This window comes from Aeromonas sp. FDAARGOS 1402 (assembly GCF_019046925.1).
In the GTDB taxonomy this organism is placed as follows: Bacteria; Pseudomonadota; Gammaproteobacteria; order Enterobacterales; family Aeromonadaceae; genus Aeromonas; species Aeromonas caviae.
Map to the genome: position 1 here is coordinate 314,921 of NZ_CP077201.1, position 25,647 is coordinate 340,567.

Annotated in this window: 23 protein-coding genes and 1 tRNA gene; 7 read left to right on the plus strand and 17 right to left on the minus strand. The window is 61.3% G+C overall.

The annotated features are described in order from the left end of the window. Positions 1-30: 30 nt before the first annotated feature. The gene (locus I6L32_RS01420; protein WP_042877829.1) at positions 31-2,709 is read right to left on the minus strand and encodes a glycoside hydrolase family 3 protein; all 2,679 of its coding nucleotides are present in this window, start codon (positions 2,707-2,709) and stop codon (positions 31-33) included. A gap of 754 nt (positions 2,710-3,463) precedes the next feature. On the opposite strand from I6L32_RS01420, the gene I6L32_RS01425 reads away from it, so the two are divergent. The 6 genes from I6L32_RS01425 (at position 3,464) to I6L32_RS01450 (ending at position 10,991) form a co-directional block, all read left to right on the plus strand. Continuing rightward, positions 3,464-5,779 (plus strand): glycoside hydrolase family 9 protein, encoded by a 2,316-nt coding sequence (locus I6L32_RS01425; RefSeq protein WP_307773139.1) that lies wholly within the window; start codon positions 3,464-3,466, stop codon positions 5,777-5,779. Positions 5,780-6,610: 831 nt separating this feature from the next. Then, positions 6,611-6,916 carry a PTS sugar transporter subunit IIB gene (locus tag I6L32_RS01430; protein WP_010673339.1) on the plus strand — a complete coding sequence of 102 codons (306 nt, stop codon included), beginning with the start codon at positions 6,611-6,613 and terminating at the stop codon, positions 6,914-6,916. A 27-nt stretch (positions 6,917-6,943) separates the two neighbouring features. Then, entirely contained in the window at positions 6,944-8,296 is a 1,353-nt protein-coding gene (locus tag I6L32_RS01435; RefSeq protein ID WP_216944551.1) for a PTS sugar transporter subunit IIC, read from the plus strand. Between the two features lie 57 nt (positions 8,297-8,353). Further along, positions 8,354-9,733, plus strand: a complete 1,380-nt coding sequence (locus I6L32_RS01440; protein ID WP_010673337.1) for a glycoside hydrolase family 1 protein — start codon at positions 8,354-8,356, stop codon at positions 9,731-9,733. 10 nt (positions 9,734-9,743) lie between these two features. After that, entirely contained in the window at positions 9,744-10,055 is a 312-nt protein-coding gene (locus I6L32_RS01445; protein ID WP_010673336.1) for a PTS lactose/cellobiose transporter subunit IIA, read from the plus strand. 240 nt (positions 10,056-10,295) lie between these two features. Continuing rightward, positions 10,296-10,991, plus strand: coding sequence for a family 16 glycosylhydrolase (locus tag I6L32_RS01450; RefSeq protein ID WP_080560416.1), 696 nt, complete (start codon positions 10,296-10,298; stop codon positions 10,989-10,991). Between the two features lie 94 nt (positions 10,992-11,085). Here I6L32_RS01450 and I6L32_RS01455 read toward each other — a convergent pair. After that, positions 11,086-11,173 (minus strand) — tRNA-Ser (locus I6L32_RS01455). A 198-nt stretch (positions 11,174-11,371) separates the two neighbouring features. Here I6L32_RS01455 and I6L32_RS01460 point away from each other — a divergent pair. Next, entirely contained in the window at positions 11,372-12,121 is a 750-nt protein-coding gene (locus I6L32_RS01460; protein ID WP_039041345.1) for a DsbA family protein, read from the plus strand. A gap of 174 nt (positions 12,122-12,295) precedes the next feature. Here the strand turns inward: I6L32_RS01460 and galE are convergent, their stop codons facing one another. The 15 genes from galE to I6L32_RS01535 all read right to left on the minus strand — a co-directional run bounded on the left by galE (position 12,296) and on the right by I6L32_RS01535 (position 25,626). Continuing rightward, positions 12,296-13,321, minus strand: coding sequence for a UDP-glucose 4-epimerase GalE (gene galE / locus I6L32_RS01465; RefSeq protein ID WP_104454618.1), 1,026 nt, complete (start codon positions 13,319-13,321; stop codon positions 12,296-12,298). Positions 13,322-13,406: 85 nt separating this feature from the next. After that, entirely contained in the window at positions 13,407-14,426 is a 1,020-nt protein-coding gene (locus tag I6L32_RS01470) for a hybrid-cluster NAD(P)-dependent oxidoreductase (protein ID WP_216944552.1), read from the minus strand. Positions 14,427-14,526: 100 nt separating this feature from the next. Next, entirely contained in the window at positions 14,527-16,176 is a 1,650-nt protein-coding gene (gene hcp, locus I6L32_RS01475) for a hydroxylamine reductase (protein WP_216945101.1), read from the minus strand. Positions 16,177-16,412: 236 nt separating this feature from the next. Further along, positions 16,413-16,880, minus strand: coding sequence for a Dps family protein (locus tag I6L32_RS01480; protein ID WP_010673329.1), 468 nt, complete (start codon positions 16,878-16,880; stop codon positions 16,413-16,415). A 131-nt stretch (positions 16,881-17,011) separates the two neighbouring features. After that, complete coding sequence (locus tag I6L32_RS01485) at positions 17,012-17,554, minus strand: DUF3833 domain-containing protein (protein WP_103244407.1); 543 nt, start codon at positions 17,552-17,554, stop codon at positions 17,012-17,014. A gap of 11 nt (positions 17,555-17,565) precedes the next feature. After that, positions 17,566-18,108 carry a chalcone isomerase family protein gene (locus I6L32_RS01490; protein ID WP_182976016.1) on the minus strand — a complete coding sequence of 181 codons (543 nt, stop codon included), beginning with the start codon at positions 18,106-18,108 and terminating at the stop codon, positions 17,566-17,568. Continuing rightward, complete coding sequence (locus tag I6L32_RS01495; RefSeq protein WP_010673326.1) at positions 18,065-18,283, minus strand: TIGR02450 family Trp-rich protein; 219 nt, start codon at positions 18,281-18,283, stop codon at positions 18,065-18,067. Before I6L32_RS01495 ends, I6L32_RS01490 begins: the two co-directional genes overlap by 44 nt. Continuing rightward, positions 18,280-18,759 (minus strand): DUF2878 domain-containing protein, encoded by a 480-nt coding sequence (locus I6L32_RS01500; protein WP_045523634.1) that lies wholly within the window; start codon positions 18,757-18,759, stop codon positions 18,280-18,282. Before I6L32_RS01500 ends, I6L32_RS01495 begins: the two co-directional genes overlap by 4 nt. Before the next feature lie 2 nt (positions 18,760-18,761). Then, on the minus strand, positions 18,762-20,018 hold the full coding sequence (locus tag I6L32_RS01505) for a cyclopropane-fatty-acyl-phospholipid synthase family protein (RefSeq protein WP_182976017.1): 1,257 nt from the start codon (positions 20,016-20,018) through the stop codon (positions 18,762-18,764). A gap of 106 nt (positions 20,019-20,124) precedes the next feature. After that, a complete protein-coding gene (locus tag I6L32_RS01510; RefSeq protein ID WP_042017709.1) occupies positions 20,125-20,904 on the minus strand; it encodes a DUF1365 domain-containing protein in 780 nt (259 codons plus the stop codon). Next, the gene (locus I6L32_RS01515) at positions 20,901-22,160 is read right to left on the minus strand and encodes an NAD(P)/FAD-dependent oxidoreductase (RefSeq protein ID WP_049637022.1); all 1,260 of its coding nucleotides are present in this window, start codon (positions 22,158-22,160) and stop codon (positions 20,901-20,903) included. The genes I6L32_RS01510 and I6L32_RS01515 overlap by 4 nt, the downstream gene beginning before the upstream one ends. Further along, positions 22,157-22,891 (minus strand): SDR family NAD(P)-dependent oxidoreductase, encoded by a 735-nt coding sequence (locus tag I6L32_RS01520; RefSeq protein WP_182976018.1) that lies wholly within the window; start codon positions 22,889-22,891, stop codon positions 22,157-22,159. The genes I6L32_RS01515 and I6L32_RS01520 overlap by 4 nt, the downstream gene beginning before the upstream one ends. Beyond that, positions 22,888-23,316 (minus strand): nuclear transport factor 2 family protein, encoded by a 429-nt coding sequence (locus I6L32_RS01525; RefSeq protein ID WP_010673320.1) that lies wholly within the window; start codon positions 23,314-23,316, stop codon positions 22,888-22,890. The genes I6L32_RS01520 and I6L32_RS01525 overlap by 4 nt, the downstream gene beginning before the upstream one ends. A 1-nt stretch (position 23,317) precedes the next feature. Then, positions 23,318-24,742, minus strand: coding sequence for a deoxyribodipyrimidine photo-lyase (gene phrB / locus I6L32_RS01530; protein ID WP_216944553.1), 1,425 nt, complete (start codon positions 24,740-24,742; stop codon positions 23,318-23,320). After that, on the minus strand, positions 24,739-25,626 hold the full coding sequence (locus I6L32_RS01535; protein ID WP_143237944.1) for a MerR family transcriptional regulator: 888 nt from the start codon (positions 25,624-25,626) through the stop codon (positions 24,739-24,741). The genes phrB and I6L32_RS01535 overlap by 4 nt, the downstream gene beginning before the upstream one ends. Positions 25,627-25,647 lie beyond the last annotated feature (21 nt).

A 25,647-nucleotide genomic window follows, 5' to 3' on the forward strand; every position in this document is an offset into this window, starting at 1 on the left:
ACAGGCATCCTGGTGCATCTGGCTGACGGCTTATCGACTCAACCTGCCCTGGCAATCGAGCCTGACCACTTCCCCTGAGGCCCCCAGCAGAGAAGCCGGTACCCAGCGTACGGTCGCCATGTCGATGCGTGCCTGTCCACTGGTGCCCAGGATGAAGGGGGTATTGACCTTCGCGAAGTCCATGCCCTCTTCGAGGCAGCGCAGGGGCAGACTCAGGGTCACCCACTTCTGCGGGGGCAACTGGCGCAAGGCCGGAGCAATCTCGATGGACTTGCCGCAGGGCCAGCCACACTGCAGCCCCAGCGTCATGTCCCCTGCTGGCGCCTGCTGCACCCGCAGCGTCACCTGCAGCTCGCTCTCGCCCTTCAGGTAGGTGCGACGATCCGCCCCCTTGACCTGGGTGGTCTGCAACTGGATCGTGGCCCCGGAGTCGACACCCGGCTTGTCCGCCCCGAGGAAGGTGACCGCTCGCGCATCCTGCTGGCGCAGGTAGTCGATGGGCTGAACCTTGATGAAGGTCATCTCGGTCACGCTGTTGCCGGAGACTTCAGTCCCCGTCCAGTTGCTGGCATCCCCCATGCGCAGACGGTGTTCTTCACCCGCCTTTGGCCCGAACAGCTCGAGCACCTTGTCAGCGGCGCTCAGTTTGGCGGGGTCGCTCTCGTTGCAGCCGAAGGTGCGTTTATCCAGGGCCAGGGTATTGAGGTTGCTGACCCGGGCCGCCACAGGGGAAGGCTTGCCGTAGCTGAGCCCGTAGCCATAGGGGAAGAGCGGTGCGTACTCACCCGCTGGATCCTGCTCGAAGGCTGGACGCTGCCAGCCCGGGATATGGGTGGGCGTGCGATTGATGGTGGTGGCGCACTTGCTGAAGGGCCACGAGAAGGAGAGGCGTCCCTGGAAGTCATGGGCCACCTTGCCCTTGGCATCCCTGAACAGCAGATCGGTGATCCCCTCCCCCTCGGTGCCCGGCAGCCAGGCGGCGACAAAGGCGGAAGAGAGATTGAGCTCCTCATTGACGTAGAGCGGACGTCCGGAGAAAAGCACGGTCACCACGGGGATGCCGGCCGCCTTCAGCCGCTTGAGGGTCAACAGGTCCTCGTGATAGCTGCTCTTGAGATCCCCATAGGCAAGGGTCTTGTTGTCAGGAATGTCGCCGAACCACTCGGCATAGGGATCCTCCCCCATGACCAGGATGGCGACATCGGGCTTGGCTCCCGCAAACTCACCGGATCCCGTGCTCACCTGCACATGATCCGCACCGACGGTGGCGGTCACCGCATCCAGCACGCTCTGGGCACCGGGGAAATCACCGCGCCCGTTTTCGCTGCCTTGCCAGGTCAGGCTCCAGCCCCCCACCTGCTTGCCCAGATCGTTGGCGGCGCTCCCAGCCACCAGCACCCGGCTCTGCCGGCTCAGGGGCAGGATCCTGCCCTCGTTCTTGAGCAGCACCAGCGACTTGCGTACCGCCTCCCGGGCCAGCGCCTTATGCGTCACGGCACCAAGTTCACCCTGCTTGCCCGCCAGCTCACGGGCCGACGGCATGGGTTTCTCCCACAGCCCGGCCCGCATCTTGACCCGCAGGATACGCGTCACGGCATCGTCGATCCGGCTTATCGGGATCTGCCGGCTCGCCACGCCATCGAGCAGGCTCTGGCGAAACTCCATCCAGTCCTTGCGCGCCGTGACCATGAAGATGTCGACCCCGGCCAGCACCGCAGGCAGGCAGCTCCCCATGGTGCAACCGGCGATCTCGCTGTGACCGTTCCAATCAGAGACGACAAGACCATCAAAGCCCATCTTGCCCTTGAGCACGTCGGTCAGCAGATAGCGGCTGCCGTGCAGCTTGCCGTTGTACTCCACCCCGTCTTCTGGCAGCACGTCGCGGTTGAGCTCGTTGTGCCAGCTGTTGAACGAAGCCATGACCACCTGGGCACCGGCATCCAGCCCCGAGAAGTAGCCCACCGCGTGCAGGTTGCGCAGGTCCTCTTCCGAATAGAAGTTCTGACCCCGGTCGACCCCGTTCAGGGTACCGCCGTCCCCCACGAAGTGTTTCACGTTCGAGATGACATGGCGCTGGCCGCGCAGATCCGTCGCGGAACCTTGCAGGCCACGCACCATCTCGCCAGCATAGTGATAGACGATGGCGGGATCTTCGGAATAGCCCTCATAGGTCCGGCCCCAGCGATCATCCCTGGGCACCGCCACCGTCGGGGCGAAGGTCCAATCCAGCCCGGTGGCGGCCACTTCCCGCGCCGTCACCTGGCCGATACGGTAGATGAGATCCGGATCCCGCGCCGCCCCCAGGCCGATATTGTGCGGGAACAGGGTCGCCGCGAAGACGTTGTTGTGGCCGTGCACCGCATCGGTCGCCCACATGAAGGGGATGCGATACCCCCTGCCCTCAAAGCCCGCTTCCGCCGCCTGCCAATAGGTGTCGGCCTGGTGTGCCCAGTCCTGGGCCGACGCGTGTTTGTTGTTGCCGGGCCAGCCACCCCCCCCGTTGAGGACGGAGCCAATCTTGTAGCGCGTCACCTCCTCAGGTGTCACTTCACGAAAGTCGGGCTGGATCATCTGGCCAACCTTCTCCTCCAGGGTCATCCGGGAGAGCAGAGCCTGGATCTGGCGCTCCATCCCCTCGTCCCTGGCAATGGCGCTGTGGATCTGCGGCCAAGTGGAAAAATAGGGCATGGTCGACAACTCATCCGCCATCCCGGCACTCCAGATGCCGCACCCCACGAATAGGCAGGTCATAGACCTGGTGAGACCTGTAGTTTTACGCATTTTCCTTATGACTCTCCGGATGTTCTCGTTCATCGCCTGGACTCATCGTTCATGGCGAGTCGTCTTGAAAAACAGTCGAATTTGAAATCGATTGCAAGAATATTAAATGGTAAACAGAAATCTCTTCGTCATTCCAGCAGTATCTTTGTCATGCCATGACAAAGATCCCGCTGAAAGAGAAAATAGTGATGCAACTCACAAACTCGGGGGCGTGTCTCATCAGCAGAATACCCAGGAAGGAACAGAGAGAACGGGTAGACTCATTGCAGTAAGTTCAACAAAATAAAATCAAAACAATGATTTAAATGCAGTCAATCACGTTAATTTGCCGCATGAGCTGCCTGGAACGACACCGATATGGCCAAACGGCTGGGGAGTCAGAGGAATGTTGAAAGGATTCAATGGAATTCAATTCAAGTGCATGAATATATCAATAAACGAAAATTTGCCGTCTCCATCACATTTCATAAAAGCAAACTTGATCTGCCAAAAAATTTACTGTTACCTGAATCGTGAAATCGATTTCCACTCAAGGATTGTGTGTGAATCTTGACAGTGAAATGCGGGCCGCAGGATGACTCGGTCATTTTCTGCGTGAGTGCGAAAATCGACGCCATTATTTCCGTCTGTGATCAAAGGGGTAACAATGAAAACATCTCGGCTTAGTGCCCTGACGCTTGCCATGTCTTGCGTCATTGGCTTGCATGGCTGCTCCCTGCCCAGTGCAGGAGCATCTGGTTCAGCTACCTCCTCGGCATCTGCCGGACCTGTGGGTGAATTGCTGACCAATGGGGGCTTCCAGGGAACCGATGGATGGTGGACGGCCGGGGGGACCCTGAACGCCGAGAACCAGATGGGCTGTATCACCTTCACCGAGTCGGGCTCCAATCCCTGGGATGTCATCCTGGGTCAGTCCAATCTCGGCCTGGTGCAGGGGCAAACCTACAAACTCCATTTCACTGCCATGGCCAAGAGCGACATCAACGTCAAGGCCCTGATCCAGCATGATGGCGCCCCCTACACCAACTACATGGTGCAGGACCTCGCCCTCGGCAGCACGCCCAAACCGTTCGATATCCAGTTCACACCTTCTGCCACTGACGAGAAGACCCAGTTCCAACTTCAGATGGGCACCCAGACACCGACCACTGTCTGTATCGGTGAAGCCACGCTATCGGGCCCCTCCTTGATCAAGAAATCGGAGCTGGGCAGCGTGCGCGTCAACCAGGTCGGCTATCTGAGCAAGGCTCTGAAACGGGCGACCATCGCCACCGACAGCAAGGACGCGCTCCCCTGGACCCTGCGCAATGCCCAGGGTGAGACCATCGCGGAAGGCAAGACCACGCCCTTTGGCCTGAATGCCGCATCCGGCGAGAACGTGCAGATTGCCGACTTCAGTCAGGTCACCACCCCGGGCACCGGCCTGGTACTGGAGGTCGCCGGCCAGAAGAGTCATCCGTTCAGCATCGGCGATGACATCTATCACACCATGAAATTCGATGCCCTCTCCTTCTTCTATCAGCAGCGTAGCGGCATCGACATCGAAGCCAAATATGTCCAGCGCCCCGACCTTGCTCGCCCGGCAGGACACAAGCCCGAGAACGTAACCTGCTTCAACAAGCAGGACGCCAAGGGCAACCAGTGGCCTGGCTGTGACTTCACGCTGGATGTGACCGGCGGCTGGTACGACGCTGGCGATCAGGGCAAGTACGTGGTCAACGGGGGGATCTCGGTATGGACCTTGATGAACCTTTATGAACGGGAGCAGCTGGCGAAAGAGGGTGACAAGAGCGCCTTTGCCGACGGCAAGGTCAAGATCCCGGAACAGCACAACGGCTACAACGATCTGCTGGACGAGTCCCGCTGGATGATGGAGTTCTTCCTCGCCATGCAGGTGCCCGAAGGCAAGAAGGCCTGGGTGCCGGTAGGCGATCAGTCCAAGCAGCTCGACAGCCTGAAACTGACCGAGATCGATGCCTCCGGCATGGTCTTCCACAAGGTCGCCGACGAAGCCTGGACCGGGATGCCGCTCCCGCCCCACAAGGATCCACAACCCCGTTTCCTGAGCCACCCCAGCACGGCTGCGACTCTGAACCTGGCGGCCACTGCCGCCCAGTCTGCTCGCGTATGGAAAGATCTGGATCCGGCCTTCGCACAGCGCAGCCTGCAGGCAGCGGAACGAGCCTGGAAGGCGGCCAACCGCCATCCGGACGTCTATGCCTATGACAACTTTGTGGGATCCGGTCCCTATGATGACACCAACCTGAAGGACGAATTCTACTGGGCTGCCGCCGAGCTGTTTGCCACCACCGGCAAAGCCGAGTACAAGAAGGCCGTCCAGCAGTCCCCTCTCTATCTGGCCGCCCCCAAGGGGGATCGCAGCGCAAGCGGTGATCTCTACTGGCAGGATCTCAGCAGCGCAGGGACCATCACGCTGGCCATGGTGCCCAACAAACTGGGCAAACAGGAAGTGGAGAAGGCGCGCGCCGCTATCATCGCCGCAGCTGACGGCTACCAGAAGAGCGTGGCGACGGAGGGTTACCTTATCCCCTATCAGGCTACCGAATACCCCTGGGGCTCCAACTCCAACCTGATGAACCGCAGCATCTTCCTCGGGTTGGCCCATGACTTCACGGGAGAGCGCAAATACCTGCAGGCCATGTCCGATGCCATGGACTATGTGCTCGGTCGCAACCCCCTCGATCAGTCCTATGTGTCGGGCTACGGCAGCCGTCCGCTGAAGAATCCGCACCACAGGTTCTGGGCTCACCCCATCGACCCCGCGTCTCCCCTGGTTCCGCCAGGTGTACTCTCGGGCGGACCGAACTCCATCAACTTCAGCGATCCCGTTGCCTCCACCCTCAAGGGCAAGTGTACCGGCCAGACCTGCTGGAAAGATGAGATTGGTGCCTGGACGCTGAACGAGGTCACCGTCAACTGGAATGCCCCCTTCTTCTGGACGGTCAGCGTACTGGATGAAGGTGGATTGACCCGCTGATCACCCTTCCAATGCTCCGTCCCCGTGACGGAGCATTGTTTTACTCTCCTGCCGACCTTGCCCAGGACAGCTCCCGCACCGGTCGCCGCCCTCCACTTTACGTTTCCCTTTTCCCTTTTCCCTTTTCCGTCATCATTCAGAGGCTGACGGCAGCAGAACCCTCTCTTATCGATCATTTCATTGCATCTGACCGCACCTTCGCAACCCTGCCTTTACATGTCCGTCTCTTGGCCACCTTATTTGCGCATCCACTTGATCCCTCATTTGCCATCAGATCTGCTGACGCCATCTGGGCATCCCCCCCCACCTCTTCTACAGTGCCCCGCGCGAAGCAGGCGGGAAAGCAGGATACCCGGCTCCTGAATCGGGTTTCGTGACCCTCAGCGAGAACCACAAGGCAACCCCAGGCTGAGCCCGCCATCTGAGCAAGACACTGTACAGAGCCCCTTAGCCGCCACCATGACCCCCTGCCACCAGGGGGTGAGGGAGCACGGCGATGGGCTCGGTTATCCGGGGTTGCTGGCATGGGCGCCGGATCGGCACCATGCCGAAAGCGCCCCCTGCATCATGCAGGGGGCAGGAGCAGCATGAAAACCACGACAAATTTGAAATCGATATTTCAACAAGCCAAGTCGAACAAACATGGCGAAAGCCACATCACAAAAACAAAGACAACTTACTGATAAATAACGATATTTTATTTTAACCACCTTATATCAAATATCCATCAAGTGATCGCGATCACAATTACAAAACCCGACTTGTGAAATCGATTTCCCACTTTGTTGCATCGATCTATAGTGAGCCCAGCTTAATAACTGAGGAATGATCATGAAAAAAATCATGTTGTGCTGCTCTGCCGGGATGTCCACCAGCCTGCTGGTGAAAAAAATGCTGGTAGAAGCCGAAAAACGGGGCCTGGCTGCCGAGATCAAGGCTTTTGGCGCATCGGAGTTCGATGACCAGATGCCCCATTACCAGGTGGTCTTGCTGGGACCGCAGATCAAGTACATGCAACCGGAGTTGCAAGCCAAGGCGGCGGCTCACGGCATCAAGGTACAACCTATCGACATGATGGATTACGGCATGCAGCGCGGCGACAAGGTGCTGGACTACGCCCTCTCCCTGATTGGTTAAGCGTGCTCACAAGGAAGGACACACACTATGAGTTCACTCTATGGGATGCTGGTCAAGTTGATCGAACAACGGATCGGCCCATTGGCAGGAAAACTTGGCCAGCAACGCTATGTTCTGGCCATCCGTGACGGTTTTATTGCCGCGCTGCCGTTCATGATCGTCGGCAGCTTCATGCTGGTCTTCATTTTTCCACCCATCTCCAGCGAAACCACCTGGGGCTTTGCCAGAGCCTGGCTCGATTTTTCCAACACCTATCGTGCCGAACTCATGTTGCCCTTCAACATGAGCATGGGGCTGATGACGGTCTTCATTTCGGTGGGCGTCGCATCAAGCCTGGCCAAGCAATACTCCCTGGACCCCATCACCACAGGTCTACTCTCCCTGATGTCGTTCATGCTGGTGGCGGCGCAATATAAAGACGGCACCATCTCCACCCAGTATTTCTCCGGTCAGGGCATCTTTACCGCTCTTATTTGCGCCATCTATTCGACCGAGGTCTACGCCTGGCTCAAGCGCAACAACATCACCATCCGTCTGCCCGAGCAGGTGCCGATGGGAGTGGCGCGCTCCTTCGAGGTGCTGATCCCGGTCCTGGCGATTATCCTGACCCTGCACCCCTTCAACATGCTGCTGCAGGAAACCACAGGCATGATCCTGCCCGAGGCGATCATGTCCATGCTCAAACCGCTGGTGGCGGCTTCCGACAGCCTGCCTGCCGTCTTGCTGGCGGTGCTGTTGTGCCAGATCCTCTGGTTTGCCGGCATCCACGGCACCATGATCGTCACCGGCATCATGAACCCCTTCTGGATGGCAAACCTGGCCAGCAACCAGGCCGCATTGGCCGCAGGTCAGGCCATTCCCCACACCTTCCTGCCCGGTTTCTGGGATCATTTCCTCTTTATCGGCGGCGTGGGCTCCACCTTGCCACTGGCATTCCTGCTGATGCGCAGCCGTGCCGTACACCTGCGCACCATAGGGCGAATGGGCGTGGTCCCCGGGTTCTTCAACATCAACGAGCCGATCCTGTTTGGTGCTCCCATCATCATGAACCCGGTCTTCTTCCTGCCCTTCATCCTGGTGCCGGTGATCAACGCCATCCTGGCCTGGTTCGCGGTGGATCTGGGTCTGGTTGAGAAGGTCGTGATGCTGACCGCATGGACCACGCCGGCCCCCATCGGCGCCTCCTGGGCGACCAACTGGGCCTTCAGTCCGGTCATCATGTGCTTCATCTGCATGGGGATCTCCGCCCTGATGTATTACCCCTTCGTGCGGGCTTACGAACGCACCCTGCTCAAGCAGGAAGCCGAGACGGCTGAAGTGGAAGAAGCCGCCAGATCAGAAAAAGCAGACACAATCACACCGATTCAGAGTCAGGCGTAAGCGCCAGGCGTGCGGGCGCCACGCCGCCTGCACGCCGGTCATCAAGAGGAAACTGCAATGCAATATACATTCCCCGAAGGCTTCTGGTGGGGTAGCGCCTCGTCGGCCGCACAATCGGAAGGAGCTGCCAATGTGGGCGGCAAGGCACCGACCATCTGGGATCACTGGTTCGAGACGGAGCCACACCGTTTCCACGGTCAGGTTGGCCCGGCCAACACCTCCACCTTCTACGATCGTTATCGTGAAGACATCGCATTGATGGAACAGATTGGCCACAACAGCTTCCGCACATCCATCTCCTGGGCCCGGTTGCTGCCGGATGGCCACACCGTCAATCAGGAGGCCGTCGACTTCTACAACAAGGTTATCGATGAGCTGCTGGCCAAGGGGATCAAACCCTTCATCGGCCTGTTCCACTTCGACATGCCGATGTACTGGCAGGAGCAGGGGGGCTGGGAGAGCCGCGAAACCGTGGCGGCCTATGCCGAGTACGCAGCTCTCTGCTTCAAACTGTTCGGTGATCGCGTCGCCTGCTGGATGACCTTCAATGAACCCGTTGTGGTAGTGGAAGGAGGGTATCTGTATGACTTCCATTACCCGAACCAGATGGACTTCAAACGGGCAGCCCAGGTGGCCTATCACATGATGCTGGCCCACAGTCTGGCGGTGAAGCGTTATCGCACACTCTCCCTGCCCGGCCAGATCGGCATCGTCCTGAACCTGACCCCCTCCTATCCGCGCTCTTCAAACCCGGCAGACTTGAAGGCCTCGTTCATTGCCGACCTGTTCTTCAACCGTGCCTTCCTCGATCCTGCGGTGAAGGGGGTTTATCCCCAGGAGCTGATCGATATCCTGCGCGAGCACGATCAGATGCCCGTGGTGCAAAGCGGCGACTGCGAACTGCTGGCCGCCGGCAAGATCGATCTGCTCGGCATCAACTACTACCAGCCGCGGCGAGTGAAGGCACGCATGACGGCCATCAACCCGGACTCCCCTTTCCTGCCTGACTGGTTCTTCGAGAATTACGAGATGCCAGGCCGCAAAATGAACCCTTATCGCGGTTGGGAAATATATGAGCGCGGTATTTATGACATATTGATCAACCTGCGCGACAACTATGGAAATATCCCAAGCTATATCTCCGAAAATGGTATGGGTGTCGAAGGGGAGCACAGATTCATTGGTGAAGATGGTCAGGTAAAAGACGATTATCGTATCGACTTCATTCGCGGCCACCTCCAGTGGATTCATACCGCCATTGCCGAAGGAAGTAATTGCCGTGGTTATCACCTGTGGACCTTTATTGACAACTGGTCCTGGATGAATGCCTACAAGAACCGTTATGGATTCATCAGCCTTGATTTGGAAAGCCAGCAGCGCACCGTCAAGAAAAGTGGTGAATGGTTCGCCAACGTCTCTCGTAATAATGGATTTTAAGGAGTCATAAATGATGGATCTTGAAGAAGCAGTCATGGGCATCATCGTCAATGCCGGCCAATCTCGCAGTCTCTGTTTCGAAGCCCTGCGTCAGGCTCGTGCTGGCCAGTTCAGCGAAGCGGATGCCTTGCTGCTCCAGGCCACCGACGCGGGGAAGGCTGCCCATGCCGTACAAACCAAACTGATTGAAGCCGATGAGGGCGAAGGCAAGACCAAGATGACACTGGTCATGGTACATGCCCAGGATCACCTGATGACCTCCATTCTGTGCCGCGAACTGGCCACCGAACTGGTCGAGATCTATCGCCGCCAAGCCAGCTGATTTTAACTCATCGGATCGGGAGTCCGTGCTTTTGCCACCGTTATATACGGTGGCTTTTTTTATTCTGGTTATACCAGCCAGCCGTCATGTCTTTCATACCTTTTTCAGGCAATTTCAAAAGTATGAAACTGTCATGACGCGATACCAGTATAAGTTTCAATATCTGTTTATGGCTATTCTGATGCTGCTTGTAGTCATCAATAAAACACTCATTAATAAACACACAGGAATGTGGATAATATGCGTAAACTTGGACTGATGTCAGTATTGCTGATGGCGGGAGGATTATATTCCACTCAGGCATCGGCATGGTGGTGGAGCAATCAGGACTGGCAGGTCTCTGATGGTTGGCGCAATGGCGGGTCAGAATTCGACTGCACCTGGCGCGCCGCCAACGTCTGGATGGAGTCCGGCACGGCCATCCTCCATGCGAAATCCGACAAAGGGAACAAGAGCTGTGCTGAGCTGCGAACCTACAACTACACCCGCAAGGGTCGTTATGAGGTGCAGATGCAGGCAGGATCGGTGCCCGGCACCATCAGCTCCTTCTTTACCTATACCGGAGATGCAGGCACCAGCTCTCACTATGAAGTCGACATCGAGCTGATGGGGGGCACCAACCTGCTCCATACCAACGTCTGGATCCAGGGGCGTCAGTATCCCCAGGACATCGACCTGGGCAAGTACGGTATCTCCATCTGGAACATGGAGCGCTACGCCTTCAACATCGACGAGGCGGGAGTCACCTGGCAGGTCTTCAGCCGCACCCAGAACAAATGGGTGAGCGTGCGCCGCGAGAGCCGCCCCGTCACCAGCTGGATGCAGACGTTTGTGAATAACTGGATCAGCGCCAACCCGAGCTTCCCGCCCAGTTCCTACAACGGCCAGCCCGTCTACGCCAAATACAAGTACGCCAATGTGACGCCCTGGGAGTGATCGCGATGGTCAACTAAATCCGGGCACACGGCGGCATACCCAAAACCGAAGACACAAAAAAGCCCAACTGAATAAATCAGTTGGGCTATGTAGATGGCGGAGGAGGTGGGATTTGAACCCACGGATGGTCGCCCATCGCCGGTTTTCAAGACCGGTGCATTCAGCCGCTCTGCCACCCCTCCGCAGCAGTGCGACGCATATTACCCATGCCCCCAGCCCTTGTAAATCCCCACTCCGTTTGTTTGCCCATTTATTGGGCTATTTGGCGCACAAAACCGGCAAAACCGCTGCAAACCGTGCTTTTTCAAGCGGATGGCTTGACTTGAAAACAGACTCACCCACTATAGGGGCCACTACCACATCCCCAGCAAGATGGACTTATGAGAATCAAACATGCCCTGTTCGCCGCCCTGACCGGCGCGACCCTGCTTGCGGCGCCCGTGCAGGCGAGCGAGCTGACCAAGAGCGATGTCGAGCAGATCGTGCGCGACTATCTGGTCAAGAATCCGGAGATCCTGGTCGAGATGTCCAACGCCCTGCGTGCCAAGCAGGAGAGCCAGCAGGCCGAGAACGACAAGACGCTGATAGAAGCCCATGCCAAGCAGCTCTTCGCCAACCAGGATCCCGAGAGCGGCAATCCCAAGGGCAGCCTGACGGTGGTGGAGTTCTTCGACTACAACTGCGGCTACTGCAAGCGCGCTCATCCCCTCATTCAGCAACTGCTCTCTGAGGACAAGGAGATCCGCTACATCTACAAGCAGTTCCCCATCCTGAGCGAAACTTCCTACTACGCCGCCCGCGCGGCGCTGGCGGTGAAGCTCGGCCAGCCCGACAAATACCAGGCCTTCCACGACAAGCTGTACGCCCATCAGGGGCCCCTCTCCGACGAAGCCCAGGTGAAAGACGTCGCCAGGGCCGCCGGCGTGGACTGGAGCAAGGTAGAGGCGAAGATCAAGGACGGCAGCATCGATCAGAATCTGGGTACCAACCGGGCGCTGGCCGAAGCCATGGCCATTTCCGGCACCCCGGCCTTCATCATCGGCGATCAGATCCTGCGCGGCGCACCGCGGGATCTGGCCAGCCTCAAGGCCATCATCAAGGATGTCCGCGCCGGCAAGAGCATTCAGTAACCCGCGCGCTGTTCATGAAAAAACGCCCCGGCATGCCGGGGCGTTTTGCTATTCAGGCTGCAAACCATCAGGCCTGATGGGCCGTCGCGAGAAGCTGTCAGCAAGGCGAAGAGCAGCGCTGGGACCCGAGTTTATATGAATAAATGAGGTTCCCGAGCAGCGCATGACCCTTGATCACGGCTTCGCAGCAGGGCCATAACCGTTCGGGTTCTGGCTTTGCCAGCGCCAGGTATCGATCATCATCTGCTCCAGACCCCGCTCAGCCTGCCAGCCCAGCTCGTCACGGGCCAGAGCCGGTTCAGCCCAGCACTCGGCGATGTCACCGGGGCGACGGGGCTTGATCTGGTAGGGAATGGCACGGCCACTGGCTGCCTCGAACGCCTTGACCATCTCCAGCACGGAATAGCCCTGACCGGTGCCGAGGTTATAGGTGAAGACGCCGGTATCACTCTTGATGCGGGCCAACGCTTTGAGGTGACCGATGGCGAGATCCACCACGTGGATATAGTCGCGCACCCCGGTGCCGTCTGGGGTCGGGTAGTCGTTGCCAAAGACCCCCAGCTCCTTGAGCTTGCCCACGCCGACCTGACTGATGTAAGGCAGCAGGTTGTTGGGGATGCCGTTGGGATCTTCACCGATGAGGCCGCTCTCGTGAGCCCCCACCGGGTTGAAGTAGCGCAGCAGCACGATGGCCCAGCGAGGATCGGATTTGGAGAGGTCACGCAGGATCTCTTCGACCATCAGCTTGGAGCGGCCATAAGGATTGGTGGCGCTGGTGGGGAAATCTTCCCGCAGCGGTACCGAGGCCGGATCCCCATAGACGGTGGCCGAGGAGCTGAACACCAGCCGGAACACGCCGGCCCTGGCCATCTCTTCGCACAGCACCAGGGTGCCGGTCACGTTGTTCTGATAGTAGGTGAGCGGGATCTGGCCGGATTCCCCCACCGCCTTGAGGCCGGCGAAGTGGATCACGGATGCTATTTTGTGTTCGGCAAACAGCCGCTGCAGGCAGGCTCTGTCCAGAATGTCCCCTTCCACGAAGGTGACCGGCTTGCCGGTGATCCTCTCGACCCGCTTGAGAGACTCGGGGGAAGCGTTGGAGAGGTTGTCCAGTACTACGACCTGCTGCCCGGTACCAAGCAGCTCGACCAGGGTGTGGGAACCGATGTAACCGGCTCCCCCCGTCACCAGAATTGTCATTTTTTATCCCGTACTTTGCTGAAACTGGGGTTGAGTCTACCCGCACGACCCGCCCGGGAAAAGCTCGGGATACCAATGACGCCCGTCAATACTCCAGGCTCACATCCCCTCTGGCGGTGCAGGAACAGGCCAGCGCCACCCCGTTCTCGAGGTCCTGCGCGCTCAGGGTCATCACGCTCTGGCGCTCGATTTCGCCTTCCGTGGTGCAGCGACAGGCGCCGCACACCCCGGCGCGGCAAGCGGCCATCATGGTCTCCCCCGCCCCCTCCAGTGCCGCCAGCAGGGTCTGGCCAGGCAGTATCTTCACTTTCTTGCCGCTCTTTTTGAGGGTCAGCCAGAAGTGGTCGCTATCGGCCTCAACTGGCGCCGCGCTTGAGGCCACCCCAGGCAGGCCGAACGACTCCTGATGCAACTGCTCGGGGGGCAGCCCGAGCCCGGCCAGCATCTCGCTCACCACCGCCATATAGGGGGCGGGCCCGCACAGATAGACATGGCGGCTCAAGAGATCCGGCGCCAGTTCCTTGAGCATCCCCGGTGTGAGCCGGCCAACCCAGGGATGAGCCGTTGGCGCCTCTTTCCCTACTTTCTCCAGCACTAAAGCATGGCGCACACCGGCATGAGCCTCGGCCAATGAAGCCAGTTCTCTCGCGAAGATCACATCCCCGGGGGTTCTGGCGCTGTGAATAAAGCGGATATCGGCGTCCGGCCGCTTGGCGAGCTCGTCCCGCAGCATGGCCCACATGGGGGTGATGCCGGAGCCGGCGCTGAGCAGCAGCGGCCGCTCGCAGGGGAGCGCGGTCAGGTGGAAGTCGCCGAAGGGGCCGTCTACCCGGATCTCGTCCCCCACTTGCAGGCTCTGGTGCAGATGGTGAGAAACCAGCCCCACATCCTTGATGGTGACCTGCCAGAAAGGATCCTGCGGGCTGGAGGAGAGGGTGTAGGCGCGGCAGTGAGGCTTGCCGTCAATCATCGTGTGCAGGGTGACGCACTGGCCGGCCAGCACGGAGGGCAGGTCGCCAGCCAGGGGTTCAAATTGCCAGCTCGCCACGTCGTGGGTCTCTGCCCGGCGGGCTATACAGCGCAGGCTCAAAGAGGTGGAGGTCATCGCAAGGCTCCTCTTGCTCGGAAATAGCGTTGAAAAAAGGCGAGCCATCAGGCTCGCCAAAGGCTTACAACATGCTGAGCGTGTAAGGCTGTGTCTTTGCTCAGGCCGCCAGGATCTCGGCGAGATCCGCGTCTGCCGTGGTGGTGCCTTTCAGGCCAAACTGCTCCTCCAGCACCTTGAGCAGGGCCGGGGTGAGGAAGGCCGGGGCGGTCGGGCCGGTGCGGATGTCCTTCACGCCGAGCGCCAGCAGGGTGAGCAAAATGACGATGGCTTTTTGCTCGAACCAGGAGAGCACCAGGGTCAGCGGCAGATCGTTGACGCCGCACTCGAACGCGTCGGCGAGCGCCAGGGCCAGCTGGATGGCGGAGTAGGCATCATTGCACTGACCCACGTCCAGCAGGCGCGGAATGCCGCCGATGTCGCCGAAATCGAGCTTGTTGAACTTGTACTTGCCGCAGCCCAGGGTCAGCAGCAGGCTGTCCTGCGGGATCGCCTTGGCAAACTCGGTGTAGTAGGCGCGCTCGGCACGGTCGCCGTCACATCCCCCCACCAGGAAGAAGTGGCTGATTTCGCCAGCCTTGACCTTGTCGATCACTGCGGGAGCGGCCTGCATCAGGGCGTTGCGGGCAAAGCCGATGGTGATGAAGTGCTCGAGCTCAACGTGCTTGAAGCCTTCCAGCGCTTGCGCCTTGGCGATCACGGCAGAGAAATCTTCCCCTTCCAGGTGGGTCACGCCCGGCCAGCCGACGATGGAGCGAGTGAAGATGCGATCCGAGTAGTTGCCCACGTTCGGGTCGATGATGCAGTTGGAGGTCATCACCACGGCGCCCGGGAAGTTGGCAAACTCCTTCTGCTGGTTCTGCCAGGCAGAGCCGTAGTTGCCCACCAGGTGCGGGTACTGCTTGAAGAAGGGGTAGGCCAGGGCCGGCAGCATCTCGCCATGGGTGTAGACATTGATGCCGGTGCCCCTGGTCTGCTCCAGAATGAGCTTGAGATCCACCATGTCGTGACCGGAGACCAGAATGCACTTGCCCGGAACCGGAGTGACGCGAACCTGGGTCGGCTCGGGGTGGCCGAAGGCGGTGGTTTCACCGAGATCCAGCATCTCCATGATCTTGAAGTTGAGCAGGCCAATGTCCATGGCGCACTTGAACAGGGGATCCAGATCGCTCGGATCCGTACCGAGCCAGCTCATGATGCGATGGAATTCGGCGGCTACCCCGGCATCCTGCTGATCCAGCACCCGGGCGTGCTCCATGTAGGCGGCGGCACCCTTGAGGCCGTAGAGGCAGAGCAGGCGCAGCCCCATGATGTCTTCGTTGACTTCGTTCTTGCCGCGGTTGACCGCGGTCTGCGGCGCCTGGGCCAGCTGGGCCAGCAGATCGGCACCCGGCTCGAAACGGGCGGCAGCGGGCAGTGCATCGGCCTGCACCGCCAGCGGTGCCAGCTTGGCGGCCAGCTGCTGACGATAGCTCAGCGCCTGGTTGACGTAGGCGACGATGCGAGCGGAGTCGAAGTTGACGTTGGTGAGGGTGGCAAAGAACGCCTTGGGCACGAAAGCGTCTATTTCGCTGTCGACGATGCCGTGCTCGCGGGCCGCCAGGGCCCAGGCGCTGAGCCCTTGCAGGGTATAGATCAGCACATCCTGCAGATCAGAAGTTTCAGCCGTCTTGCCGCACATGCCTTGTGCATAGGCGCAGCCGTTGCCTGCCGGGGTACGAATTGTCTGTTCACATTGCACACAAAACATCATGCCTCTCCTAATTGGACATTTCAGTTGTCTGTTTTGTGGCGATTCTATTCCCCTCCTGGAAAACTTAATAGGCATTCAATTTACCAATTAACATTTCATTGATGTAGATCAAATAGAAAAAAGCCGCCCAAATCGGGCGGCAAGCGGGTGGGAAATCAAGGAGAGACAACTCGGGTTTGCAACAACAGGGGCAATGATACGGGCCGGGGCATGGGCAGCCGGCCCCAGGTTCATCAGGCCAGATAGGCGCGCAGCATCCAGACCAGTTTCTCCTGCTGCTGCACATAGTCGGAGAGGATGGACGCAGTCCCTTCATCACCGGCATCGGCGGCCTGACCCAGGATGCGGCGCTGGGCAACCAGCAGTTCGCGGAAGCTCGCCAGCAGGGATTCCACGCAGGCACGACCGTCATGCAACCCCTTCTGCTCGGGGATGGCGGACACCTGGATGTAGTCGCTGAAGCTGTGCAGGGGCACCCCATCCAGGGTCAGAATGCGTTCGGCCAGGGCATCGACTTTCAGCAGCAGGTCGTTGTAGATCTCTTCGAATTTCAGGTGCAGCTCGAAGAACTGGTTGCCGCGGATGTTCCAGTGGAAGCCACGGACGTTCATGTAGAGGATCTGGTAGCTGGCCAGCAGCTTGTTGAGCTCGGCGGCCAGGGCTTGTGATTGAACGGTATCAAGACCAATGGGGCTCTTCATGATTCACCTCCAGGTGGTAAGCATTATCGGGAACGGAGTCAGCTTATCCAGAAGCAGACTCAAAGGACAATCGTCCGTGCCTTACCGATCCATAGCCAATGGCTATCGTCGGCAAAAAAATGCACCGGCTTTCATTGCTCAAGCCGTTCGATATAGAGGATCACCTCGCCGAGATGAATGCCGAACTTGCTGATCTTCGCGCGGTTGATCAGGCGGTCGTCGTCCAGCAGATACATCCAGTCATCAAAGCTCACCCTCACCACGCTCTCATCCGGCAGAGCCAGATCGAGTTGATAACGCCAATTGAGGGCAAAGCCCGCTGTCTTGCCTACCGCCTCCCCCACCACGTCTGAAGCCGTGCCGCGCCAGTGGCCATCCGCCCCCTTGCTCAAGAACCAGGTGCGGGTCTGCCGACGGCCATCATCAAAGTAGAACTGCTCGAACAGCTCCCCCTTGCCCTCTCGCCAGTGCCCCTGCATCTCGACCCGAAAGCGACTGGTCACTTCGCCGCTGCGGTCCGTCACCAGGCCATGGGCCACCAGCTTGCCATTGAAGAAACGGGCGAGATCCCAACCCGGCCGGGAGCCGCGATAATCGTCAAGACCCGCGCCGCAACCAGAGAGCCACAGCAGGGGCAGCAACCAGGCAAGACGCCACCAAGAAGAGAACTTCATGGAATACTCCATCAGGATTGGCCGCGCAGGCGGCGGGTCAGAGCGGGATCCCGGCTGTCGTCAGTCAGCCAGATAGCAAGAAACGCGGGGGCGAAGGCGGGATCATAGAGAGAGCCAAGGAGGCGATCTCGCAACCAGAAGTGGCCCGCCCCCTGCTCGTCCACATAAAAAACCAGCTTGTCGCCGGGGGCGACATCCGGCCAGAGCGTGGCCAGTCGAGCCAGCCAGTGTTGGCGCTCACTCTCGCTGCCAAGGCCGAGCCGCTGCCACTCGGCGGCGGTCGCCTCCAGCAAATCCTGGCGCTCGATGGCCCTCGCGTAGGTAATGCTGAGGGCCTGCGGGTAGCGCCCCGGCTGATAGCGGCCGCTCTCGCTGTAGAGGGTGGCGTCATAGAGCTTGAACCAGAGCCAGCGCATCTCCCCCTGTCCCACGGTGCGCAGCCCCTGCCAGGGGGCGGCAACGCTCTGGGCGGTCGCAAACAGTGGCAGGCTCAAGGCCGCCAGCAGCAGGCTAGTTCCACCCCATGTGCCAACGGGCGGGATCCTCCAGTTCATGCCAGTCCATCTCCTGTTCCTGCAGGGTGTTGATATCCTGCATCACCACGCTCGCCAGATGCCCCTGGGCATCGCGCTGGCAGGCCACCACCAGGTAGAATCGCTCGGCCAGCTCGCACTGGCCATCCCTGGTCCACTTGGAAAACAACAAGGTGTCGGTCGAAAAGGTGTTCATCTCGTCTCACCCTCCAGCTTGACCGTTACCCACAGGAGTACGGGTAACCACCACATCCAGATCACCGCCAGCAGCACTGCGCTTGTCCAGATGCCCCAGGGTAAGTTTACTGCCCCCATGGCGGCCCCCGCCATATAGGAGGAGGCCCCCCCCACCATGCCGAACAGCCCCTGTTGCCAGCGCGGCAAGGGGCGAAGCCAGCGAAGGCCGTGGGAGAGGGTCAGGGCGAAACCGCACCAGAGCAGCAACAGCCAGAGCGGAAAACCGGACGGAAAGTGAAACAGGCCGAGGCGCCAGAGCAGGATGTCGAGCAGGCAGCCTGCCAGGGCGACCGGGATGAGGCGCCAGTCCTGCCCGCGGCGGGGGGAGAAGATGAAATGGAGCAGCAGCATCCCGAGCAGCGGGCCCGGTTGCTGCCATGTCACCGCCAGCAACCAGTAGAGGTTGAACCCCAGCAGGTGGGCCCACTGCCACATGATCAGCGACCGCTTGCCGGCAAGTCCCCGGACCAGCCATGGGGCCCCGGCTTGGCGGCCTCCAGTTGCACCAGGCTGATGGCCCGCTCCCAGAATCCCCCTTCACAGTAGGCGAAGTAGAAGTGCCAGAGCCGGATGAAATCCTGGCTGTAACCGAGTTTGGGCAGCTCCGGGGCCAGCGTCAGGAAGCGTTCGCACCAGTGGGCCAGGGTACGGGCATAGTGGTGGCCGTGATCGTGCAGCCGTACCAGCTGCATGTCGGTCTCCCGCGCCAGCAGACCCGCCATCTGGGAGACGCAGGGCAGGCAGCCTCCCGGGAAGATGTAGCGCTGGATGAAGTCCACCCCGCGCAGATACTGGGCGTGGCGCTGATCGGCGATGGTGATGGCCTGGATCAGCAGGCGTCCGCCGGGCTTGAGCAGGCGCGACAACTGGCGGAAATAGTCGGGCAGGAAGGCGTGCCCCACCGCCTCGATCATCTCGATGGAGACCAGCTTGTCATAGCGTCCCTCCAGCTTGCGGTAATCCTCCAGCAGCAAGGTGATGCGATCTCCCAGCCCCTCCCGCTCGATCCACGCCTTGGCATAGTCGTGCTGGGCCTGGGAGATGGTCGTGGTGGTGACCCGGCAGCCGTAGTGACGGGCCGCATAGACGGCGAGACCGCCCCAGCCGGTGCCTATCTCCAGCAGATGGTCGTCCGGCCCAAGCTCAAGCCGCTCGCAGATGGTGCGCAGCTTGGCCTGCTGCCCCTCCTCCAGGGTGGCATCCGGGTGGGGATAGATGGCGCTCGAATACTGCATGTGATCGTCGAGAAAGCCCTGATAGAGGGTGTTGCCAAGGTCATAGTGGGCGGCGATGTTGGCGCGCGAACCGGTCAGGGTATTGCGATTGAACCAGTGGCGCACCTTGTTGAACGGGAAGCTGAGCCAGCCGAGGCGCCGTTCCAGGGCGTCGAGCAGCGGCAGATTGCGGGCTAGCAAGCGCACCAGTGCCACCGGCTCCGGGCTGGTCCAGAGACCCTCCACCCAGGTCTCTCCTGCGGCGATGCTCCCCCCCAGCAGCAGGCGGCGATAAAACGCCGGATCCTGCACCACCAGCTCGGCATACAGGTCGCTGCCCGCCTTGCCGAAACGGTGACACTCGCTGCCGTCGTGGAGCACCAGCTGGCCCTGCTCAAGGCGCGCCAGCAATTTGAGCAGCAGTTGCTTGGCCCCCTTGTCGATGAAAGAGGCAGAGAGGGTTGATTGAGCAAGTTCCATTAGCGGCTCTCCGAATGGGTCAAGAGTGGGGTCGTTCGGTTGGGATGAACCCGCACCATGGGCTGCTGACAACACCAGGAAGCGGAATTAAGCGGGTGTGTCAGCGTCACGGGCGGCTCTCCGGATGGGTGAAGACGGGGGTGCGTTTGATAAAAAGGCGCAGGGCCTGCCAGTAGATCCCGAGCAGCACCTTCAGGGTCATCCAGGGCCAGCGAGCCAGCAGCGCCGCCAGCCCCTTGCGCGACAGCGGCGCGCGGCGCAGGGCCAGGGTGGCGTCAAACAGCTTGCTCTCACCGGATACGGGGTGGCTCTCGATATGGATCAGCGCCTCCTCTTTCGGCGCCCGGATGCGCCAGTGGTAGCGCATCCCCAGTCCCATGAAGGGGGAGACATGAAAATCCTTGTCATGGGGGGAGAGCGCCGCCAGATCCAGCAGGTAGTAGTGGCGCTCGTTCCAGGGGGTATTGGAGACCTCCGCCAGCAGGTAGCGGGTCTCCCCCGCCCGATCGCAGAAGTAGAAATTGACCGGGCTGAAATAAAACCCGAGGCAGCGCACGTTGCCAAGGAGCAGCACCCGTCCGCCGGGCTCCGCATCCCCCCCGAGGGCCGCCACCTTGTCCCAGACCGCCTGCTTGAGGGGCCCTTCGCTGCCCCGCAGATAGTCCTCGCGGCGAAACGAGAGCAGTCCGGCCCGCTCCACGGCAAACCAGCGCCCCTGCTCAAGCCCGGGCAGTTCGTCCAGATCCAGCCCCAGCATGAAGAGGCTGTATGAAAAAGCGTGGGCCCTGGGGGCGAAGCGGCGGTGGCGCACCGAGCCTTGCCAGATGGCGCTGATCCCCTCCCCCATTCCCTCGTCCCCTTGCGTCAAGGCTGCGGCGCCGCTCATAGCTCGGCCCCGAAGCGTCTGGCCACGTCCAGGGCGCTGCGCACCCCGTCCTCGTGAAAACCGTTGTACCAGTAAGCCCCGCAGAAGTGGGTATGCTGATGGCCACAGATCTCGCCCCGTCGCTGCTGGGCGGCGATGGAGCCCTGATTGAATACCGGATGATGATAGACGAAACGGCGCAACACCTTGCTCTCGTCCACCCGTCCACGGGGATTGAGGCTGACGCAGAAGGGCGCGGGGGAGCTTACCCCCTGCAGGATGTTCATGTTGTAGCTCACCAGGGGGCGCGCCCCGTCATCCTCACCGAGCTGGTAGTTCCAGCTCGCCCACGCCTTGCGGCGCATCGGCAGGCAGGAGGCGTCGGTGTGCAGCCAGACGTCGTTGGCCTGATAGGGCATGTTCCCGAGGATGGCCCTCTCTCCGTCGCTCGCATCCGCCAGCAGGGCCAGGGCCTGATCGCTGTGACAGGCGAAGATCACCTCGTCAAAATGGGCCTCCTGCCCCTGGCTGGTGACCACGACGCCATCCGCCACCCGGCGCACCGCCTCCACCGGGGTAGCGAGGCGGATGCGCGACTGCCAACCCGCCGTGAGCGGCCCTATGTACTCTCGCGAGCCTCCCGGGATCACATACCACTGGGGCCGGTTCGCCACCTCCAGCAGCCCGTGGTTGGCGAAAAACCGCAGGAAGAAGCTCAAGGGGAAGGCACGCATGTCCGCCAGGGTGGAGGACCAGATGGCCGCTCCCATGGGCAGGATGTAGTGGCGGGCGAAATAGTCGCTGAATTTCCCCGCCTGCAGGAAGTCCCCCAGGGTCAGCTCGGGGGTCAGCTCCCGCTGGCGATGCGCGGCCAGCCAGGCCCGCGCCTCCCGGTTGAAGCGCAGGATCTCGGCGACGAAGCGATAGAAGCGCGGGCTCAGCAGATTGCGGCGCCGGGCGAACAGGGTATCGAGGTTGTGACCGTTGTACTCCATCCCCTCGGGACTCTTGACCGAGAAGCTCATCTCGGCGGGTTGGCGCCCCACCCCGATGCGCTCCAGCAATTTGAGGAAGTTGGGATAGGTGCGGTCATTGAAGACGATGAAGCCGGTGTCGATGGCATAGTGGCGCCCAGCCTGTTCCACCTCCACGGTGGCGGTGTGGCCTCCCAGGGTCGGCGCCGCCTCGAACAGGGTGATGTCATGCAGCTTGTGGAGCAGAAAACCGGCGGTGAGACCGGAGATACCGGAGCCGACGATGGCGATCTTTTTCTTCATGAAGGGCGTCCTTTCGAAACGAGTGTGCGGCCAAGGCGCAGCCAGAGCCCCGTCGGCAGAGCGCCGAGCAGGCGCAGCAGCCAGATGAAGCGACGGGGAAAGTGGATCTGGTGGCGACCGGCGGCAAGCCCCGTCATGATGGCGCGGGAAGCCTCTTCCACCGTCACCAGGCAGGGCATGGGAAAATCATTCTTGTCGGTGAGCGGCGTCTGCACGAAGCCCGGGCGGATCAGGGTCACCCCGATGCCCTTGCTGGCCAGATCCAGGCGCAACGTATCCGCCAGATAATCGAGGGCCGCCTTAGAGGCGCCATAGGCCTCCGCCCGTGGCAGGGGCAGCCAGCTCACCGAGGAGCTGACGATGGCAAGCCGTCCACCCACCCCCAACCGCGGCAGCAAGGCGGCCAGGGCGTTGCCGGTGGCGATGAGGTTGGTCTCGATGACCCGGGCAAACAGGGCGCCGTCAAAGCCTTCTGCCGGATCCATGTATTCACAGTTGCCCGCATTGAGAATGAGCAGGTCGAGGGCGGGCAAGCTTGCGGCCACCCCGGCCATGGCGGCGCTGTCGCGCGCATCGAATCGCAAAGGGGTGATCCCCAGGTCGGTCAGTGCCTGCAAGCGCGCCTCGTCCCGGCCACAACCCCACACCTGCCAGCCGGCGCGCCGATAATCCAGCGCCAGCTGGCGGCCGATGCCCGAGGTGGCCCCGGTGATCAGCACCCGGCCGCTCATGTCCCCAGCCTCCCCTTGATGGCCCGTACCACGGGCCCCAGCAGCGGCAACTGCTCGTAGAGCATGGCCCCGAGATCGAAGTAGTCCCGGTGCAGGCACACCTTGCCCCAGGAGTCGAACGTCAGCCGGGTGGCCCCCTCCACCCTGACGGCCCGGCCACCGGCAATCCTGGGGTGGGAGAAGGTCATGACCCAGGCGAGCCAGGCTTCGTTGCCCGACTGCTGCTGACTCGTTATCTCGAAACTGCACTGGGCAAGGCGCTCATAAAGGGAGGAAAAGTAGCGGGTGAGCGCGGCCAGCCCCTCTATCCGGTGCGCAGGATCGATGAAGAGCACCTCATCGGCATAGACCTCCGGCAAGCGGTGCAACTGATGCTTGTCCAATTGCAGGTAGAGGATGACAAAGCGGGCCAGCGCGTCATTCATGCTAGTTTTTCTCCAGTTCGCGGAACATCTCGATGGCCCTCACCCGTGCAACGGCATGATCCACCATGGGGGCCGGATAATCCTGCCGCCCCTTGAGCCGCAACCAGTCGTGGGGCTCGTGGAGATAGGCAGCAGGCACATCCGCCAGCTCAGTGACCCAGGTACGAATGAACTCCCCTTGTGGATCAAATCGTTGCCCCTGGGTGGTGGGGTTGAAGACCCGGAAATAGGGCGCCGCATCGGCCCCGGTCCCCGCCGCCCACTGCCAGCCACCATTGTTGGCCGCCAGATCCCCGTCGATGAGCCGACTCATGAAGTAGTCCTCCCCGAGCCGCCAGTGGATGTGGAGATCCTTGGTGAGGAAGCTCGCCACTATCATCCGCAGCCGGTTGTGCATCCAGCCGGTGGCGTTGAGGCAACGCATGGCCGCATCGACCACGGGGTAGCCGGTGCGCCCTTCGCACCAGGCGGCGAAGGCATCCGGATCCCAGCTCCACGGCAGGGCCGCCGTCTCCGGCTTGAAGGGGCGGTTCATGGAGAGGCTCGGGATCAGCACCAGCAAGTGGCGGTAGAACTCGCGCCAGATGAGCTCGTTGAGCCAGACGAAACCGGGTTGGGCCTTCGACTGGGGCCGGTAGCCGAGACGCTGCTGCAGCGCCCCCACGCACTGGCGGGCACTGATGATGCCCGCCGCCAGATAGGGGGAGAGCACGGAGGTGCCCGCCAGCGCCGGAAAGTCCCGGGTCTCGCCGTAATCGAGCACCGCCTGATCCAGAAAGGCGTGCAACCGGCGGCTCGCCTCGGCCTCCCCCACCGGCCAGCGGGTGTCCGGCGTCAAATCCCCCAGCCCGTCGTCCACCCACTCCCGCTCGGCCAGGGGCAGCCACGGCAACGACTCGCCGCGTGGTGCGGGGGCACGGTGAATGACGAAGCCATCCTCCTCGAGAGCCTTGAGCCAGGCGCGGCTGAAGGGGGTGAAGACCTTGAACATCTCCCCCGACCCGGTCAGCACCCGACCGGGCGGCAGCACGCAGCAGCCGTTGAACCAGTGGCTGGTCATGCCCTGCTCCCCCAGCGCGGCGCTGACGGCGTGGTCGCGGCGCAGCTCGTCAATCTCGATGGCCTGGTTGGCGTAGAGCTGGCTCACCCCGAGATCCCGGCAAAGCGCCGTCAGCGCCGTCGGCACCTCGGCAAAGGTCTCGACCCGCAGCAGATGAAGCGGAATGCCGAGGGCCGCCAGCTCGCGGCCCATGGCATCCACCTGTGCCAGCATGAAGCGCTGGCGGACCAGGGCCAGCTTGTGCGTCTGCCACTGGGTCGGCGAGACGATGAAGAGTGCGGCGACCGGTTCATCTCCGGCGCAGGCGTGGCGCAGGGCCGGGTTGTCGGCCAGACGCAGATCGTTGCGAAACCAGACCAGCCTCATGACGGTGTTCTCCCGCCCTTGCCCTTCGCCTTGGCAGTGCGGGGCGTCGCACTGACCTCTGCCAGGGTGGCGTGCCAGTTGCGGGCACGCCGCCACGGCTCATCGTAGAGGCGTCCCAGCTCGCCAAAGAAGCGGGTGCCCTCAGGCCATTCGGCGGCCTGGTCCTGCTTGCCGAGCCCGGCCCCCAGCAGGATCAGCCAGGGGGGAGTGGCGCGCCCCTCCAGCAGGGTGGCATGGCGGGGCTCCACCGCCCCCAGCAGTTGCACCTCATAACCCTGACCAATGAGCTCATACGCAGCCCAGACCAGATCCAGCGGCCCCACCTGCCCCCAGCTTGCCAGGGTGACGGGGATGCCCTTCTCCTGCTCGATGAGGTGGCGGGCGAAGCGGGTATGCAGCCAGCCGAGCCACACCTGTTGCAGCAACTCGCCATCGGGGCGCTCGCGCCACAGCCCCAGCAGCCGCTCCACCAGGGGCTGCAGCACCCGGCTGCGCACCAGCTCGAAGGGGTAGCTCGCCAGCAGATCGCCAAGCTCGGCCTCCGCCTTGCGCTGGTTGAAGGCGAGCAGCGCCTGGCTGAACTGCTCCAGGGTCTGCTGCCAGTGGTCGCTCACCGGCGCACTCTGGGGCTCGCTCAGCAGCCCCTTCACCTGACCTATGCTCACCCCCCGCTCCAGCCAGCTCAGGATCTCGCCTATCTGGCGGATATCCTGCTCGCTGTAGAGGCGATGGCCCTTCTCGGTTCGGGCCGGTTGCACCAGCCCGTAGCGGCGCTGCCAGGCGCGCAGGGTGACGGCGTTGACGCCGGTGAGGCGGGAGACCTCGCGAATGGGGTAGACGCCCTCGTCGGGGAGAGGCGCGGCGGCTTGTGATTCATCAGACATGAGAGAGTCCATCAGACGTTG

What these genes read in the sequence shown, in the direction of transcription:
- I6L32_RS01460 (WP_039041345.1), top strand. Translation starts at nt 11,372, where the DNA reads ATGAGAATCAAACATGCCCTGTTCGCCGCCCTGACCGGCGCGACCCTG.
- I6L32_RS01510 (WP_042017709.1), bottom strand. Translation starts at nt 20,904, where the DNA reads ATGAGCGGCGCCGCAGCCTTGACGCAAGGGGACGAGGGAATGGGGGAG.
- I6L32_RS01500 (WP_045523634.1), bottom strand. Translation starts at nt 18,759, where the DNA reads ATGTGGCAGTGGGCCCACCTGCTGGGGTTCAACCTCTACTGGTTGCTG.
- I6L32_RS01425 (WP_307773139.1), top strand. Translation starts at nt 3,464, where the DNA reads ATGTCTTGCGTCATTGGCTTGCATGGCTGCTCCCTGCCCAGTGCAGGA.
- I6L32_RS01525 (WP_010673320.1), bottom strand. Translation starts at nt 23,316, where the DNA reads ATGAATGACGCGCTGGCCCGCTTTGTCATCCTCTACCTGCAATTGGAC.
- galE (WP_104454618.1), bottom strand. Translation starts at nt 13,321, where the DNA reads ATGACAATTCTGGTGACGGGGGGAGCCGGTTACATCGGTTCCCACACC.
- I6L32_RS01505 (WP_182976017.1), bottom strand. Translation starts at nt 20,018, where the DNA reads ATGGAACTTGCTCAATCAACCCTCTCTGCCTCTTTCATCGACAAGGGG.
- I6L32_RS01435 (WP_216944551.1), top strand. Translation starts at nt 6,944, where the DNA reads ATGAGTTCACTCTATGGGATGCTGGTCAAGTTGATCGAACAACGGATC.
- I6L32_RS01495 (WP_010673326.1), bottom strand. Translation starts at nt 18,283, where the DNA reads ATGAACACCTTTTCGACCGACACCTTGTTGTTTTCCAAGTGGACCAGG.
- I6L32_RS01490 (WP_182976016.1), bottom strand. Translation starts at nt 18,108, where the DNA reads ATGAACTGGAGGATCCCGCCCGTTGGCACATGGGGTGGAACTAGCCTG.
- I6L32_RS01470 (WP_216944552.1), bottom strand. Translation starts at nt 14,426, where the DNA reads ATGACCTCCACCTCTTTGAGCCTGCGCTGTATAGCCCGCCGGGCAGAG.
- I6L32_RS01515 (WP_049637022.1), bottom strand. Translation starts at nt 22,160, where the DNA reads ATGAAGAAAAAGATCGCCATCGTCGGCTCCGGTATCTCCGGTCTCACC.
- I6L32_RS01450 (WP_080560416.1), top strand. Translation starts at nt 10,296, where the DNA reads ATGCGTAAACTTGGACTGATGTCAGTATTGCTGATGGCGGGAGGATTA.
- I6L32_RS01440 (WP_010673337.1), top strand. Translation starts at nt 8,354, where the DNA reads ATGCAATATACATTCCCCGAAGGCTTCTGGTGGGGTAGCGCCTCGTCG.
- hcp (WP_216945101.1), bottom strand. Translation starts at nt 16,176, where the DNA reads ATGTTTTGTGTGCAATGTGAACAGACAATTCGTACCCCGGCAGGCAAC.
- I6L32_RS01430 (WP_010673339.1), top strand. Translation starts at nt 6,611, where the DNA reads ATGAAAAAAATCATGTTGTGCTGCTCTGCCGGGATGTCCACCAGCCTG.
- I6L32_RS01480 (WP_010673329.1), bottom strand. Translation starts at nt 16,880, where the DNA reads ATGAAGAGCCCCATTGGTCTTGATACCGTTCAATCACAAGCCCTGGCC.
- I6L32_RS01420 (WP_042877829.1), bottom strand. Translation starts at nt 2,709, where the DNA reads ATGGCGGATGAGTTGTCGACCATGCCCTATTTTTCCACTTGGCCGCAG.
- phrB (WP_216944553.1), bottom strand. Translation starts at nt 24,742, where the DNA reads ATGAGGCTGGTCTGGTTTCGCAACGATCTGCGTCTGGCCGACAACCCG.
- I6L32_RS01535 (WP_143237944.1), bottom strand. Translation starts at nt 25,626, where the DNA reads ATGTCTGATGAATCACAAGCCGCCGCGCCTCTCCCCGACGAGGGCGTC.
- I6L32_RS01485 (WP_103244407.1), bottom strand. Translation starts at nt 17,554, where the DNA reads ATGAAGTTCTCTTCTTGGTGGCGTCTTGCCTGGTTGCTGCCCCTGCTG.
- I6L32_RS01520 (WP_182976018.1), bottom strand. Translation starts at nt 22,891, where the DNA reads ATGAGCGGCCGGGTGCTGATCACCGGGGCCACCTCGGGCATCGGCCGC.
- I6L32_RS01445 (WP_010673336.1), top strand. Translation starts at nt 9,744, where the DNA reads ATGATGGATCTTGAAGAAGCAGTCATGGGCATCATCGTCAATGCCGGC.